Genomic DNA, 14,904 nt, shown 5'->3' with positions numbered 1-14,904 from the left:
TGAAGCAACGGTCTTTTTGAATGCATGGACGAAAAAAGGCTGTTTTGCTTTCATTTTTTTGATAATGTTTTTCGCCCCTGCCGACTATATTAGTAATAGGGAAAAAAGGAGGATGCACGTAAAAATACAAACGGCGGAACGGCAGGACGATGGGCGGAAAGGAGGGGGAGATTGGATTCTTACACTGCTTCGTTATTAAGCCGATTGAAGGAACAGTATGAACGATGGAAGACGGAAGAGCCGTTTGCGGGGGCGGAGCTGATCCGGTTTTTAGGCGCTGTCGGCCGGACGGCGGCGGTGATTGGCCTTAGCGACATCGCTGCTGAAGCAGAGCGGCTCATTCACCGGTTGAACGGCCAAACGGAACGGCAATGGACAGCGGAGGAGGCGCTGATGGAGATGGTTCCTCTCCTTCGCTGCTTCTATGAAGCCGGGGAAGCGGCTTCTGCCACCATTCCCTCTTCGCACCGCCAAGGGCCGAAAGCAGCTATTCTCCTCTGTGGAAATGATCCCTTGTTTTTTGCTTACGTCCGCGGCGCCCTGCAAACCGTGCCATGGCGTTTCACGACGATTCCCTCCCTTGAGCAGGCGGCCGCGTCGATGTTTCGTCTCAGCCCGGATTGCATCATCGTCAGCGTGAAGGAGGGAGAGTGGGAGAATCCGGACTTGACGGTTTTGCTTGAGCGCGCCGGACAGCGCCCCTATCTTCCTGTTGTCATTGTGAGGAGAGACGAGGGCAAAGAGGGGCGGTTGAAAGGTTATGAGCTTGGCGCGGATGATGTCATCACCACCCCAGCGGCAGATGAGCTGTTCGTTCGCGTTCGCCGGCTCATTGAAAAAAAACGAAAAATCGATGACCTTGTGCTCATTGACGAATTGACAGGTGTGTATAACCGGAAGTATTTGCCGCGGGTATACGCCCGCCTTCGGAGCGACCTCGAGCGTTACGGAGCGCCAAGCTGTTTGGCGTTGCTTGATTTGGACCATTTCAAACAAGTCAATGACCGTTTCGGCCACCTTGCAGGCGATGCGGTATTGCAAAAGCTGGCTGCCTTTTTGCGCCAACATACACGTGGAGTGGATACCGTCGTTCGCTTTGGGGGCGAAGAGTTTGTCGTTTGGCTGGCCAAAACGTCCAAAAGCGAGGCTCGTGCAGTGCTTGAGCGGCTGCAACGCCAGTTCGCCGCCGAAAAAATCGCGGCGGATGGCGCACTTCTATCATGTACGTTTTCCGCCGGCCTGGTTGAGTGTGATGAACCGGATCGGCCGCTTGACTATTGGCTGCGTCTGGCCGACAAGGCGCTGTATGCGGCGAAACGAGGCGGTGGCAATCGGATCGAAGAGGCGGCGCGTGAGAAAAGCGGTTCTTCGGATGAGGCCCCAAGCCAAGCATCAACGGATCGGCGGCGATGGGCGATTGCCATCGTAGACGACGATGAACTCGTGCGGATGATGATTGCTCATCTTGTCCGCAAGCTCGTCAATGAGCAGGGGGGGAAAGCGGACATTTACGAGTTTGGCGACGGGCTTTCATTTCTCGAATCGCCGGTGTACAAAGGCGAGAAACGCTCCGTCGTCATTTTGGACCGGGTGATGCCGAAAATGGACGGTCTTGAGGTGTTGCGCCGCCTCCGCCGCCAGCAAAAGCCGTATAAGGTGATAATGTTGACGTCGCGCCAAGATGAGCGGGACATCGCCCAAGCCATTGACGAAGGAGCGGACGAGTATGTGACAAAGCCGTTTAAATGGCTGGAACTGGAGGCGCGCCTGCGCCGGCTGCTAAAGGAGCTTGATGAGTAATGACGCTCATTGTCGCCGCCTTGATGGTTGCTGTCTTATCGGCGGTGCTGGCCGGGCTGTTTCTTTATTTAGTCGTGCGCAAATGGCGGGAAAACCGGCGCCAAGCCCGGCTGCGAGTTTATAAGGAACGGCATCGGCTTTGGTTGCTTCGGTATCTGCTCGGCGAGGAGGAACAGATGCTTTTGCCGGCTTCCCCTCTTGAGCGTGAAGCGATGATGGAGCTTCTTGACCATTTTGCTTCACTCTTGAACGGAGAGCAAGTGCAGGAGCGAATTCGAACATTGGCGGAGATGCATTTCCAAGGATGGCTGCATCGAAGGCTGTCAAGCCGTCATTGGAGCGAGCGGATGAACGCGCTGTTTTTGATCGAGGATTTGCAGGTGAAGGCGATGCTGCCGGAGATGGAGCGGCTGTATCGCTCCAACCGGGTGACGAAAGGTGAGGCGGCGAAACTATTGGCCATTTTCGCCCAATTTGATTACAGCCCAGTGATTGCATATGTGCTCGAACCGAAATATAAGTTAACGGAGTTTTCCTATCGGGTCATTTTTGGCCATATGAGCGAGCGGCTTCTTCGACAGGTGGAACAGCGATTTGATGAGCTGCCGCGGGCAGGGAAATGCGCGTTCATCGATATGATCGGCATCCGTCGACGAGGGGAGCGATCGTTTTTGCTGGAGCTGTTGGCATCAGATGAGTTGGAGCTTCGTGTTCGCGCGCTTAAGGCGATGGCAGAAATTGGCGTTTCAATTGAAGCGACAAAGCTTGATCGCCACTTGCGCTCGCCGCATTGGCAAGAGAGGCTGATGGCAGTCCGTCTTGCCGGAAAATGCCGCGAAGAATGGTTGCTTCCCTTGCTCTATGAGCGGCTGGCCGACCGTTCATTCGCCGTTCGTTCGGAAGCGGCTGCCTCCATCGTGCGCCTGCCGGGCGGTCGGGCGATGCTGCATAAAGCGGCGTGCACAGCGGAGGACCGTTATGCCCGTGACATGGCGAAGCAATGGATTGGAGAGGAGGGGTGATGGTGGAAGGGGGGCAAGCGTTTCTATCGGCTATTGGGCATGTCGTGCTCATTTATATGGCTGTCGTTCTCGCCTTTTATACGTTTTTGCTTGTGGTAGCTTTCATTCACTTGCGCCGCACTCGTCGTCTTGACGATTGGGAGCCGTATGAAGAATTGCTCGATGCCAGCTACGCAAAACCGATATCGATCCTTGTTCCAGCTTATAATGAGGAAGCCGGCATCGTTGGTTCGGTTCGCTCACTGCTAGCCATCGAATACCCGGAGTATGAAGTCATTGTCATTAATGATGGGTCGACTGACAAGACACTTAAGCGGTTGATCGATCATTTTCATCTGAAGCCGGTCTATCGCGTCATTCGCCGTCAGCTGGCGGCGAAGGAAATCAAGGCGGTTTACCAGTCGCCCGATTACCCGCATTTGTTTGTGCTGGATAAAGAAAACGGCGGGAAAGCCGATGCATTGAACGCCGGAATCAACGCCGCCCGCTATCCATACATTTGCTCCATCGACGGCGATTCTGTTCTTGAGCGGCGCGCGTTTTTGAAGGTGATGAAACCGATGCTTGAATCCGACGGAGAGGTCATTGCTTCTGGAGGGACGGTCCGGATCGCCAATGGCTGTCGGATTGAACGCGGTGAAATCGTCAAGGTCGGTTTGTCGCGGCGGCCGCTTGTCATTATGCAGACAATTGAATATTTGCGTGCGTTTTTGCTCGGCCGCCTCGGCTTAAGCCGCCATAACTTGCTGCTCATCGTTTCTGGGGCATTCGGCGTTTTTTTTAAGCCGTGGGTGATCGAAGCAGGCGGATATACGGATACAGCTGGAGAGGATATGGAACTCGTTGTGCGCCTGCATCGACTGGCGCGCGAAAAAAACGAGGAGAAAAAAATCATCTATATCCCCGACCCGGTTTGCTGGACAGAAGCGCCGGAAACGTATGGGGATTTGCGGAGGCAGCGGCGGCGCTGGCATCGCGGGCTTTTGGAAAGCTTATGGATGCATCGATCGATGCTATTCAATCCAAAATATGGCTCAATCGGCCTTCTTTCGCTGCCGTATTTTTGGTTCATTGAGCTTCTTGGTCCGATCGTTGAATTGATGGGCTATATTGTCGTTGTTTTCTCCTTATTTCTCGGAAACTTGTACGTCGAATTCGCTCTTCTTTTGCTGACGGTTTCGGTTTTGTACGGTTCGCTGTTATCAGCAGCAGCCGTCTTGCTTGAAGAGTGGACTGAGCGGAAGTTCCCGAGCATCTCTGATTTGGTGAAGCTGTTTTTCTTCGCGTTGACTGAGACATTTTGGTACCGTCCGCTTACCGCTTGGTGGCGGTGCGAAGGGGTGATCGACGCTGTTCGCCGGAAAAAGCAATGGGGGAGCATAAAGCGAAAAGGAGTGTCGGTGTAAACATAGGTAGAGAATAGAGCGAAAAGGGTGCGCCTCGGCTTGACGAATCAGTGCATGTCTCCCCAAGTGATCGTGATCGAACCCAAAGAGGAATATTCACGAAAACATGATGAATTGAAAGAGAAAAGCCAGGTCACGGCTCGGCGTCCGCTTAATAGCGGTCGCCGAGCCGTTTAAATACGGGTCTTGTCAGCCGTTTCGGCTTTTGTTCCGGCTTTTCCTTCAGTCCGGTGTAGGCGATGAGAATGGCTTTTGCCTCTGACAGCGGCATCCGAGCTGGAGGGTTGCGGTATGAATCGTTGAGAGAGCCAAGGTGCGGAAGGGCGGCGAAATCTTGTTTTGTCGGTGGGATGTGGAAGTAGTAGTCGCCGACGGCGACAAGCACGTCGGATTGCTGTTGGCTGTATCTCGGATTGCGGGAAAAATGGAGGCCCACTTTTTTCGCCTTGCCCTCCTCAAGCAGCTTCTCGATCGCTTTTTTCTTCAGAAGATAAAGAAACGAAGGGTTCAATGCTGTTTTGGCATGGCGGTTGACGGTAAAAATCGCTTTGGCAATATTGTCGACCGTCAATTGCACCGGTTTCATCGGCATGTCTCCTTTTTTCTTTCTATTATAACATAGGAAGCGGTGTTGTTGCCCGGTTTGTCCTACTTCTATCCGGGGGTAAGCGAAAAAACGGTCAACTCCGGCGGAGCGAAGAAGCGAAGCGGCACCCTTGTTGTGCCAAGGCCGCGGTTGACGTACAACAAGAGTCCGCCGACGTGGTAAAACCCTTCATAATACCGCTCAGACAACGGCGGCGTGATGAGCGGTCCGATAAACGGCAACTGAATTTGCCCGCCGTGGCTATGGCCGGAGAGTTGAACGTGAATAGGGAAGCGGCGAGCCTCAATGGCACCGTCCGGCTCATGAACGAGGGCGATCGTATATGTCGCCCGCGGAATGCCGTTCGTCATTTTCGACCAGTCCGGGCGTCCGAGCATCATATCGTCGCTGCCGGCGATAGCGATCGCGTCATGGCCGCGCCGGACGAGTGCATGCTCATTGACGAGAACGCGGAACCCGGCTCGTTCCATCAATTGACGGTAAATATCTGTCCCGTAGCCGCCGTGATCATGGTTTCCGTAAATACAAAATTTTCCAAGAGGAGCACGGACGCCAGCCAACGCCTCAGCGACCGCGTTGACGTGCGGATACCGGTTCGCCTCATGGAGCAGATCACCTGTGAATACGACGAGATCGGGCCCGAGTTCGTTGATGCGGCCGATAATGCGGTAAAAGCGTTTCAAGCCGTAATAATGGCCGAGATGGAGATCACTGAACTGCAGCAGCTTGACGCCGGCAAACGACCTTGGGATCAGCGGATGCGACAGCGCATGGTGCGTCACGGTCAGCTCGGCTGGCTCAATCCAGCGGGCGTATCCAGAGGCGGCTGCCATCGCCAGCGCTGCGCTGAAACTTGTGCGCGCCAGCTTTTTCAAAAAGGCGCGCCGGCTTAGTTTGGTTGTTTCGATATGGTGCATCGTTTCGCCATCCTTTCACAAGCAGCTTTATTATAACGAAAAGAGAGGGAAAAGGACAATAGGAGGACTAAGATGTTCGAATATTCCACTATTTTATGATATGATAAAAATGAATGAGTAATCAGTCATAGGAGGAGAAATGGATGAACGGAAAAGTGATCATTGTGACCGGCGGGTCGAGCGGAATGGGGAAATATATGGCGAAGCGGTTTGTTTCTGATGGGGCCAACGTCGTCATTACGGGAAGGCGGGCCGAGGCGCTCGAAGAGGCCAAGCGGGAAATCGCCGCGCCGGATGGAGGGAAAGTGCTTACGATCCCGATGGATGTGCGCAACCCGGAACAAGTGGCGCACATGGTGGAGCGGACTGATGCGGAATTCGGCCGCATCGATGCCCTCATCAACAACGCGGCTGGCAATTTCATTTGCCCGGCGGAAAAGTTGTCGATCAACGGCTGGAACAGCGTCATTAACATTGTGTTAAACGGCACGTTTTACTGCAGCCGGGAAGTCGGCAACTACTGGATTCAGCGCGGCTTGAAAGGGAACATTATCAACATCGTTGCGACATATGCCTGGCATGCCGGCGCCGGGGTCATTCATTCAGCGAGCGCCAAGGCTGGAGTGCTGGCAATGACGCGCACGCTTGCTGTGGAATGGGGGAAAAAGTACGGCTTCCGCGTCAATGCGATCGCTCCCGGACCGATTGAGCGGACCGGCGGGGCGGAGCGGCTTTGGGAATCAGAGGAAGCGGAGCGGATGACGTTGGAAAGCGTGCCGCTCGGGCGGCTCGGGACGCCGGAAGAAATCGCGGCGGTCGCTTCGTTTTTGCTTTCGGATGAAGCCGCTTACATTAACGGCGCTTGCATCACAGTCGACGGCGGCCAATGGCTGAACCGGCGGCCGTTTTAATCAAATTTGCCATAAAGCAAGATGGTCCTCACCCAAAAGGGATTGCAGGCGGTATGTCTTCATTTATCGCGGGCAACCGGCTCATTGCACGCAACGGCCTTTGTCACAAGCGGATTCCCTGCTGTCAGGGGAGCCGCTTTTTTTACGAGTCAGGAACGATTGGGCAATTATGCTATAATAAAGGCAAAGATGGTCGATGGGGATGAGGTGAACACGATGGATGCATTAGACGTGATGGCCAACTTGCCGCAAGTGATTCCGCACTATCAACCGATTTTCAGCGCCGATGAGCATGGGGTCGTCGGCTATGAAGTGCTCGGTCGGTTTCAAACGGAAACAGGGCCGGTCAGCCTTGGGCCGTTTTTTCACGATGAAACCATTCCAGAAGAATTTCGCATTGAAGTGGATGATGTGATCACGAAAAAAGCGCTCGACTATTTTCTGTCGCTTGATGATCAAACGCTGCTCATTTTTTTAAACCGCGACGCCAACTTGCTGATGCTTGACCGCGGCGAGTCGTTTTTGCAGCTGCTTCTCTCCTATGAAGCGAAAGGGTTGGCGCCAAGCCGCATCGTTTTGGAAATCAACGAGCAGCATTTCAAGGGAGACGTCGATCAGCTCAGCCATTTATTGACGTATCTTCGTACATACGGCGTTAAAGTGGCGGTCGACAACATCGCCGAACATAGCATTCATCTTGAGCGAATCGGCGTCTTGTCGCCTGACATTTTAAAAATCGATTTGCGTGAATTGCGGAAAACGTCCGTTCATCAAGCATACCAGGAAATCGTTCACTCGATTTCGCTGTTGGCGCGCAAAATCGGAGCGACGCTCCTGTATGAGGACATCGAAACGTCATTTCAGCTTCAGTATGCTTGGCGGCATGGCGGCCGCTATTATCAAGGGTATTATTTGGCCAAGCCGGCGCCAGAGGTTGTGCCGCGCGATTTGTTGAAAGACTTGCTCCGCCAAGAGTGCCATCGCTTCATCCAGCAGGAAAAGAAAAAGCTTGAAACGCTGTATCAAATTGCTGAGCAGTTTCAGCAGCGGATCAGCGCGCTGCTTGGCAAATACAAAAAAGCCGCCGATTTTAACGAGCTCATTTCCCTGTTGGCCGGCGAGCTCGACGATGTTTGCTTCCGCATTTATGTTTGTGATGAGGACGGCTTCCAGCAGTCGGGCAATATGTTCAAGCGCGGCGGCCGGTGGGAGCTTCAGCCGCAATATTATATGAAAAACTGGAGCTGGCGCCCGTATTTTTTGGAAAACATTATTCGCATGCGCTCGCGCCGAAGAGGGATTTTGTCCGATTTATACACGGATATTGAAACAGGGGAAACGATCCGGACGTATTCGTATCCGATCGATGAGCGCCATTACTTGTTTATTGACTTGTCGTACAGCTATTTGTTTGAGCATGACGCCCATTATTGACTGCATAAAATCGCCTCATTGCGGCAAAGTAAACATGAGGTGAAACTTATGGCACAGTTAACTTTTGTGTTATCCGCCCTCTCTGTATTGATCGCGGTCATTGGGTTCGTCTATACGGTTCGCCTCGGACGCCAACAGCGTTGGCAAGGGGAGCTTGACGGGCCGATTCCGAAAACGGTCGAGGAGCATGCCTACTTGCGCAACCCGGTGTTCCTCGCTTACGTACTCGCTGTCTTGCTCGCCATTTTTGCCATTGGTTATTTGGCGTTGCGCTATTATTGAAAAAAAGGCCATTCCATTCATATGGGTGGCCTTTTTGCCTGTCCGCAAATGACGCTTTTTTCCACGACTTTTTTCCTTTGCCGGCGAATATATATGGAAGCGGAAGAGGCAAAGGGGGAATGGAGATGACGAAGCGGCTGCCGACAAGGCTGTCGGGCGAGGAAGCGGCGTTATTGCTTGACGTTTTGTTCAGCCAGCAATATGCACTCGAGCTCATCCGCTCCGAGCTGGCGGATATCGAAAACGGAGACAAGGAGGTCGATGAACACCGGTACCGGCAGCTGTTGCGTTTATACGACCGACTGTTGACAGAGGAAGAGGAAGGATAAAAATTGTTGTGCACTATCGCTATCGCAGGAAGCGATAGTCTTTTTTATGGTATGATAACAATGTGGAGAGGAGAAGATGCAGAAGAAAGGCGGAACATCGGCATGACATGGGAACACAATGAATTCATGCAAATGACTGTCAAGCCATTTCTGATTCCGGCGGATAAAGTGGCGCATGTGCAGCCGGGAAATTATTTGGATCATGCGCTGCTCGTCCTGACGAAAACCGGCTATTCAGCGATTCCAGTTCTCGATACATCGTATAAACTGCATGGGCTCATCAGCATGACGATGATGATGGATGCAATTTTAGGATTGGAGCGCATCGAATTTGAACGTCTCGAGACGATGAAGGTCGAAGAAGTGATGAACCGAAACATTCCGCGCCTGCGGCTTGACGACAGCCTGATGAAGGCAGTGGGGCTTATTGTCAATCATCCGTTCGTGTGTGTGGAAAATGACGACGGATATTTTGCAGGCATTTTCACTCGACGGGAAGTACTGAAGCAACTGAATAAACAGCTGCACAGGCCTAATGGCGGCCGGAAGCTAGGCCGAAAAGAGGCTGAACAATGAGCAGAAAGATAATCGTGTGCAATAACAAGAGCAGCTGGCTTTGGCTGATCAGTTCGGAAGCTGCGTGGCAACTTCCGCAAGTGCAAGCCTTCGAGAAGATATTTACAGCATTTTGCTCGATGAATTTGTGCTTGTCACAATGATCTCTGTTTTGCTAAAGTAAAAAAGAATACAGGTGTAAAGGAGGATATCGCCCATGAAGATGATGGACGCCAATGAAATCATTTCCTTTATTCAAAACAGCAAAAAATCGACACCAGTCAAAGTATACATAAAAGGGGATCTCGAAGGCATCGATTTCGGCTCAAGCGCCAAAACATTTATCACGGGCAACGTCGGCGTCGTGTTTGGCGAATGGCAAGACATTCAAGCGGCAATCGAAGCGAATCAAGACAAAATCGAGGACTATGTCGTCGAGAACGACCGCCGCAACTCGGCCATTCCGCTCCTGGATTTGAAAGGCATCAAGGCGCGCATTGAGCCGGGCGCCATCATCCGCGACCATGTCGAAATCGGCGACAACGCCGTCATTATGATGGGAGCGGTCATCAATATCGGCGCCGTCGTCGGCGAAGGAACGATGATCGACATGAATGCGGTGCTCGGCGGCCGGGCGACGGTCGGGAAAAACTGCCATATCGGCGCCGGCGCGGTGTTGGCAGGCGTGATCGAGCCGCCATCAGCCAAGCCGGTCGTCATTGAAGACGATGTGCTCGTCGGGGCGAATGCCGTTATTTTGGAAGGCGTCACGGTCGGCAAAGGAGCGGTTGTGGCTGCCGGCGCCGTTGTTGTCGAAGACGTGCCGCCGTATACGGTCGTGGCCGGCGTGCCGGCGCGCGTCATTAAGCAGATCGACGAGCAAACGCGGGCGAAAACGGAGATTAAGCAGGAGCTTCGCCAATTATAATCATCATAAAAGCTGTCCCTTCACACGAGGACAGCTTTTTTGCCCATGGAGGAGAGACGATGTCTGCGATCAGCCCATTTGTCGCCATTCGCCGCGACTTGCATCAAATTCCGGAGCTTGGGTTTCAGGAGTTTAAGACGCAGCAATATTTGCTTCGCTATATCCAGTCCCTGCCGCAAGAGCGGCTTCAAGTCCGGACGTGGAAAACGGGGATTTTCGTCAAAGTCAACGGAACATCGCCGCGCAAAACGATCGGCTACCGCGCCGATATGGACGGGCTGCCGATTCGCGAGGAGACCGGCTTGCCGTATCGGTCGAAACATGAAGGGCGCATGCACGCGTGCGGCCACGATGTGCATATGAGCATCGCTCTTGGTGTGCTCACCCATTTTGCTCATCATCCACTGAAAGACGATTTGCTGTTTGTATTCCAGCCGGCCGAGGAAGGACCGGGCGGAGCAAAGCCGATGTTAGAAAGCGACATCATGCGGGAATGGAAGCCGGATATCATCGTCGCCTTGCATATTGCGCCGGAATATCCCGTCGGCACGATTGCAACGAAAGAAGGGTTGCTGTTTGCCAATACGTCGGAGCTGTTTATCGATCTGAAGGGGAAAGGTGGCCACGCGGCGTTTCCGCATTTAGCGAATGACATGGTCGTCGCCGCCTGCGCATTGGTGACGCAGCTGCAGTCGATCGTCGCCCGCAACGTCGATCCGCTCGACAGCGCGGTCATTACGATCGGAAAAATTGCCGGCGGGACGGTGCAGAACGTCATTGCGGAGCACGCCCGGCTCGAAGGAACGATTCGGACGCTGTCGACTGCAGCGATGCAGAAGGTGAAGCGGCGGATTGAAGCGATCGTGCATGGCATTGAAGTCGCGTACGAATGTGAAGCATCCATCGATTACGGTGCCATGTACCATGAAGTGTATAATGATCCGGATCTGACAGCGGAATTTATGAAGTTTGCCAAGGCGCACGGCGGCGTGAATGTGATCCGTTGCAAAGAAGCGATGACTGGCGAAGATTTCGGCTATATGCTGGCGGACATCCCGGGTTTTATGTTTTGGCTTGGCGTCGCCTCACCATATGGGCTGCACCATGCAAAACTGGCTCCGAACGAGGAAGCGATCGACCGCGCCATCGCGTTTTTAATCGACTATTTTTCATGGAAAGGAAACGCAGAATGAAGTATAGTTCCGCCTCTAGCAACACACATTAATGAGTGTGAGGAGGTGGATTGTGATGGCGAAAATTGGTGTTGAGCCATCGTTGACGGACGTACAGGAAGCGTTGAAAGAGCGAGGATATGACGTTGTGCCGCTCCGAGGGGAGCAAGACGCAAGAGGCTGCGACTGCTGCGTCATTACCGGCCTGGACGCCAATATCGCCGGCATTCACAACATCGTGACGTCCGGTCCGGTCATTGAAGCGAGCGGGCTCACCGCAGAAGAGATTTGCCAAAAAGTCGAAGAAAAACTTCGCTGATGACGAACGTTCGGGCTGTGTGCGCTGGCAGCCCGCTTTTGGGCGAAATGGCAAAATCGCATAGCGTAAAGGAATGGTGGAAAAGGAACGAAGAACGTTTTCGTTCCTTTTTCTTTTTTGCTAAAATAAGGGGAGAAACAATGCTTGATCAACGATGGAGGAGTGTCAATGAAAAAGAAACAGTTTGCCGTCATCGGCCTCGGGCGCTTTGGCGGCAGCATCTGCCGGACGCTGAGCGAACAAGGGATGGAAGTATTGGCCATCGATATTGATGAAGACCGGGTAAACGAATTTGCGTCGATCGCTTCGCACGCCGTCGTCGGCGACACGACCGATGAAAACGTGCTGAAAAGTTTAGGCATCCGCAACTTCGACCATGTCATTGTCGCGATCGGCGACAACATCCAGGCGAGCATTTTGACGACCCTGATTTTAAAAGAGCTCGGCGTCAACCATATTACGGTCAAGGCAACGAACGATTACCATGAGAAAGTGCTGAAAAAAATCGGCGCTGACCAAATCGTGCATCCAGAACGGGACATGGGCGAGCGGATCGCCCACAACTTGATTTCCAACAACGTCCTAGATTATCTGGAGCTGTCGGACAAATACAGCATTGTCGAAATCGTGGCAAGCGAGCGGCTTGACGGCCATTCGCTTTTGGAGCTTGACATCCGCGCCCGCTATGGCATCAACATCGTCGCCATCAAGCGTGGAACAAGCGTCATCGTCTCCCCGCTCGCCTCGGAAATCATCCGCAAAGGCGACGTGTTGGTCGTCATCGGCGCTGACAGCGACATTGACCGGTTTGAGGAAAAAGTGGTCGGTTGACGGCTGGCAGGCGGCCTGTGCATGATGATGACGGAAAAAGGGCATCCTTTTACAAGGACGCCCTTTTTTCTTTAGATTTCCATGATGATCGGCAAAATCATTGGCCGCCGTTTCGTCCGCTCGTACAAGAACGGAGCGAGCGTTTCCGTAATTTCGTTTTTGATCTCCGACCATTGGTTCGTTTTCCGTTCCAGCACTTTTTCGAGATGCTTGGAGATCAACACTTGCGCTTCGCTGATTAAGTCACCTGACTCACGCATATAGACGAAGCCGCGAGAAATAATGTCCGGGCCGGCGGCGATTTTGAACTCTTTCATGTTGATGCTGACGACGACAATCACGAGCCCTTCCTCAGACAAAATGCGGCGGTCGCGCAAGACGATGTTGCCGATGTCGCCGACACCGCTGCCGTCGATGTAGACGGAGCCGGACGGGATCTTGCCGACGATGCGCGCTTCTTTGTCGCTGATGCCAAGCACTTCGCCGTTGTCCATAATAAAGCAGTTTTCCTCCGGCACGCCGCAGTCGATGGCGAGCTTGGCGTGCATTTTTTGCATGCGGTATTCGCCGTGGATCGGCATGAAATATTTCGGCTTCATCAGCCGGATCATCAATTTTTGTTCTTCCTGCCCACCGTGGCCGGACGTATGGATGTCGTTGAGCGGGCCATGGATGACTTCTGCGCCGGCGCGGTACAGCATGTTGATTGTCCGGTTGACGCTCACCGTGTTGCCCGGAATCGGCGATGAGGAAAAGACGACCGTGTCGCCCGGGATGATTTGAATTTGCCGGTGCGTGCCGTTGGCGATGCGCGACAAGGCGGCCATCGGCTCCCCTTGGCTGCCGGTGCATAAAATCGTCACCCGGTTGGCCGGCAGGCGGTTGATTTCGTTCGCGTCGACGAACGTGCCTTTCGGACATTTGATATAGCCGAGGTCTTGTCCGATCTCAATCGCCGCTTCCATGCTTCGACCGAAGACAGCGATTTTTCGGTTGTTGGCGACGGCTGCTTCCGTCACCTGTTGGAGACGGTGGATGTTTGATGCAAATGTGGCGAAAATGATGCGTCCTTCCACCTTGCGGAAAATGTCGTGAATGCTTTCACCGACGCGCCGCTCCGACATCGTAAAATGCGGGATCTCGCTGTTCGTGCTGTCCGACAGCAGGCAAAGAACTCCTTCTTTCCCAATTTCGGCCATTTTTGTCAAATTGGCCGGCTCGCCGACCGGCGTAAAGTCGAATTTAAAATCCCCAGTGTGAACGATTTGCCCGACTGGCGTTTTCACAACAATACCGTAGCTGTCCGGAATGCTGTGTGTCGTCCGGAAAAAGGTGACGGCCGTTTTTTGAAAGCGGATGACATCGTCTTCGCGAATCTCAATGAGTTTCGCTTGGCGCAACAATCCATGTTCCTCAAGCTTATTGCGAATCAGCCCAAGCGCTAATTTGCCGCCGTAAATCGGGATGTTCACCTGCCGGAGCAAATACGGAATGCCGCCGATATGGTCTTCGTGCCCGTGGGTGATGAACAGTCCTTTCACTTTGTCCGCGTGCTTCACTAAATAGGAGTAGTCTGGAATGACATAGTCGATCCCGAGCAGCTCATCTTCCGGAAACTTAATGCCTGCGTCAATGACAATGATTTCGTCTTGGAATTGTACGCCGTATGTATTTTTTCCAATTTCACCCAGTCCGCCGAGGGCAAAAACGCCAACTTGCTGATCTGTCAACAGCTTCATGATGAAATCTCCAATACTTGAAAGTTCGGGCTTTTCTTTTCGTATTCTAGATGCGCTCCCTCTAACGGCTGAATATACTCAATATTGATCGGACGGCCTTCGAGTTTTCGGCGTACATCCCGCTCTGATTCTGCTTCGATGTAGAGTGTTTTCGTTTTTTCTCTCACGGGCGCCTCGTCTGCGTTTTCTTGGTAAAACACTTTGAAAATCATCGTGAAATCTCTCCTTATCGTACAATGGTTGCTCTATCTATTATATAAGAATGTAACTTTCTTTTCATGTATTTTGTTGCCAAAAGCAAAAAACAGGCGTGAGATGTGCCGACGATATGCATCATCTTTGACGAATGTTGCCCGCTTTATTCGCCAAAGTGGGAAAGAAGCCCTTCGAATGGAAGGGCTGTTGTTGTAACGGTCAGGCGATCAATTTTTTCCGGAGCAGGTCTTTCCACTGTTGAAGCAGCTTTTTTTTCAGCTTTTTCAACATGTTTCATCACTCCTTACCTTTTATTGTACTCATTTTGCGGCGAAAGTAAATGTTCTATTATATATGATATGTAGGCGGAGGTTTGTTTTTCATGGGTAAAAATGGAACAGATCGTGCCTCTTGGTTGACATTCCGGGCGTTTTTCAGTACGGTAGACAATGAACAA

17 protein-coding genes are annotated in these 14,904 nt (G+C 52.6%); 12 read left to right on the top strand and 5 right to left on the bottom strand.

Features of this window, described 5'->3' with window-relative positions; all coding sequences use genetic code 11:
- Positions 1 to 171: 171 nt before the first annotated feature.
- From ACVBDQ_RS03535 to ACVBDQ_RS03525, 3 genes are read left to right on the top strand one after another with little or no spacing between them, the layout of a single operon-like run.
- Positions 172 to 1,800 (top strand): diguanylate cyclase, encoded by a 1,629-nt coding sequence (locus ACVBDQ_RS03535; RefSeq protein WP_138187198.1) that lies wholly within the window; start codon positions 172 to 174, stop codon positions 1,798 to 1,800.
- Positions 1,800 to 2,822 (top strand): HEAT repeat domain-containing protein, encoded by a 1,023-nt coding sequence (locus tag ACVBDQ_RS03530; protein ID WP_138187200.1) that lies wholly within the window; start codon positions 1,800 to 1,802, stop codon positions 2,820 to 2,822. Before ACVBDQ_RS03535 ends, ACVBDQ_RS03530 begins: the two co-directional genes overlap by 1 nt.
- Positions 2,822 to 4,228, top strand: a complete 1,407-nt coding sequence (locus tag ACVBDQ_RS03525; RefSeq protein WP_033007559.1) for a glycosyltransferase family 2 protein — start codon at positions 2,822 to 2,824, stop codon at positions 4,226 to 4,228. Before ACVBDQ_RS03530 ends, ACVBDQ_RS03525 begins: the two co-directional genes overlap by 1 nt.
- Positions 4,229 to 4,379: 151 nt before the next feature.
- Here the strand turns inward: ACVBDQ_RS03525 and ACVBDQ_RS03520 are convergent, their stop codons facing one another.
- On the bottom strand, positions 4,380 to 4,814 hold the full coding sequence (locus tag ACVBDQ_RS03520) for a YkyB family protein (RefSeq protein WP_014195334.1): 435 nt from the start codon (positions 4,812 to 4,814) through the stop codon (positions 4,380 to 4,382).
- A gap of 68 nt (positions 4,815 to 4,882) precedes the next feature.
- A complete protein-coding gene (locus ACVBDQ_RS03515; RefSeq protein WP_138187202.1) occupies positions 4,883 to 5,752 on the bottom strand; it encodes a metallophosphoesterase in 870 nt (289 codons plus the stop codon).
- Positions 5,753 to 5,895: 143 nt separating this feature from the next.
- Between ACVBDQ_RS03515 and fadH the strand changes: the two genes are divergently transcribed.
- The 9 genes from fadH to ACVBDQ_RS03470 all read left to right on the top strand — a co-directional run bounded on the left by fadH (position 5,896) and on the right by ACVBDQ_RS03470 (position 12,513).
- Entirely contained in the window at positions 5,896 to 6,663 is a 768-nt protein-coding gene (gene fadH / locus ACVBDQ_RS03510; protein WP_011230544.1) for a 2,4-dienoyl-CoA reductase, read from the top strand.
- 216 nt (positions 6,664 to 6,879) lie between these two features.
- Positions 6,880 to 8,097 carry an EAL domain-containing protein gene (locus ACVBDQ_RS03505; protein ID WP_011230545.1) on the top strand — a complete coding sequence of 406 codons (1,218 nt, stop codon included), beginning with the start codon at positions 6,880 to 6,882 and terminating at the stop codon, positions 8,095 to 8,097.
- Between the two features lie 48 nt (positions 8,098 to 8,145).
- Positions 8,146 to 8,379, top strand: a complete 234-nt coding sequence (locus ACVBDQ_RS03500; protein WP_011230546.1) for a hypothetical protein — start codon at positions 8,146 to 8,148, stop codon at positions 8,377 to 8,379.
- A gap of 125 nt (positions 8,380 to 8,504) precedes the next feature.
- Positions 8,505 to 8,708: an antirepressor AbbA gene (abbA, locus tag ACVBDQ_RS03495; protein ID WP_013145903.1), complete on the top strand. Its 204-nt coding sequence runs from the start codon at positions 8,505 to 8,507 to the stop codon at positions 8,706 to 8,708.
- 102 nt (positions 8,709 to 8,810) lie between these two features.
- Complete coding sequence (gene cbpB / locus ACVBDQ_RS03490; RefSeq protein ID WP_011230548.1) at positions 8,811 to 9,284, top strand: cyclic-di-AMP-binding protein CbpB; 474 nt, start codon at positions 8,811 to 8,813, stop codon at positions 9,282 to 9,284.
- Positions 9,285 to 9,480: 196 nt separating this feature from the next.
- On the top strand, positions 9,481 to 10,191 hold the full coding sequence (gene dapD, locus ACVBDQ_RS03485; protein ID WP_011230549.1) for a 2,3,4,5-tetrahydropyridine-2,6-dicarboxylate N-acetyltransferase: 711 nt from the start codon (positions 9,481 to 9,483) through the stop codon (positions 10,189 to 10,191).
- A gap of 59 nt (positions 10,192 to 10,250) precedes the next feature.
- Positions 10,251 to 11,384: an N-acetyldiaminopimelate deacetylase gene (locus tag ACVBDQ_RS03480; RefSeq protein WP_011230550.1), complete on the top strand. Its 1,134-nt coding sequence runs from the start codon at positions 10,251 to 10,253 to the stop codon at positions 11,382 to 11,384.
- A 55-nt stretch (positions 11,385 to 11,439) separates the two neighbouring features.
- Positions 11,440 to 11,682, top strand: a complete 243-nt coding sequence (locus ACVBDQ_RS03475) for a YkuS family protein (RefSeq protein WP_011230551.1) — start codon at positions 11,440 to 11,442, stop codon at positions 11,680 to 11,682.
- Between the two features lie 168 nt (positions 11,683 to 11,850).
- The gene (locus ACVBDQ_RS03470) at positions 11,851 to 12,513 is read left to right on the top strand and encodes a potassium channel family protein (RefSeq protein ID WP_011230552.1); all 663 of its coding nucleotides are present in this window, start codon (positions 11,851 to 11,853) and stop codon (positions 12,511 to 12,513) included.
- A gap of 71 nt (positions 12,514 to 12,584) precedes the next feature.
- Here ACVBDQ_RS03470 and rnjA read toward each other — a convergent pair whose 3' ends face one another.
- The 3 genes from rnjA to ACVBDQ_RS03455 form a co-directional block, all read right to left on the bottom strand.
- Complete coding sequence (gene rnjA, locus ACVBDQ_RS03465) at positions 12,585 to 14,252, bottom strand: ribonuclease J1 (RefSeq protein WP_011230553.1); 1,668 nt, start codon at positions 14,250 to 14,252, stop codon at positions 12,585 to 12,587.
- Positions 14,249 to 14,464 carry a DNA-dependent RNA polymerase subunit epsilon gene (locus tag ACVBDQ_RS03460; protein WP_011230554.1) on the bottom strand — a complete coding sequence of 72 codons (216 nt, stop codon included), beginning with the start codon at positions 14,462 to 14,464 and terminating at the stop codon, positions 14,249 to 14,251. Before ACVBDQ_RS03460 ends, rnjA begins: the two co-directional genes overlap by 4 nt.
- Positions 14,465 to 14,610: 146 nt before the next feature.
- Complete coding sequence (locus ACVBDQ_RS03455; protein ID WP_014195339.1) at positions 14,611 to 14,745, bottom strand: hypothetical protein; 135 nt, start codon at positions 14,743 to 14,745, stop codon at positions 14,611 to 14,613.
- Between the last annotated feature and the right edge of the window lie 159 nt (positions 14,746 to 14,904).

It is taken from the genome of Geobacillus sp. CCR (assembly GCF_052906625.1).
This window is presented reverse-complemented; position numbering and strand designations above follow the sequence as displayed.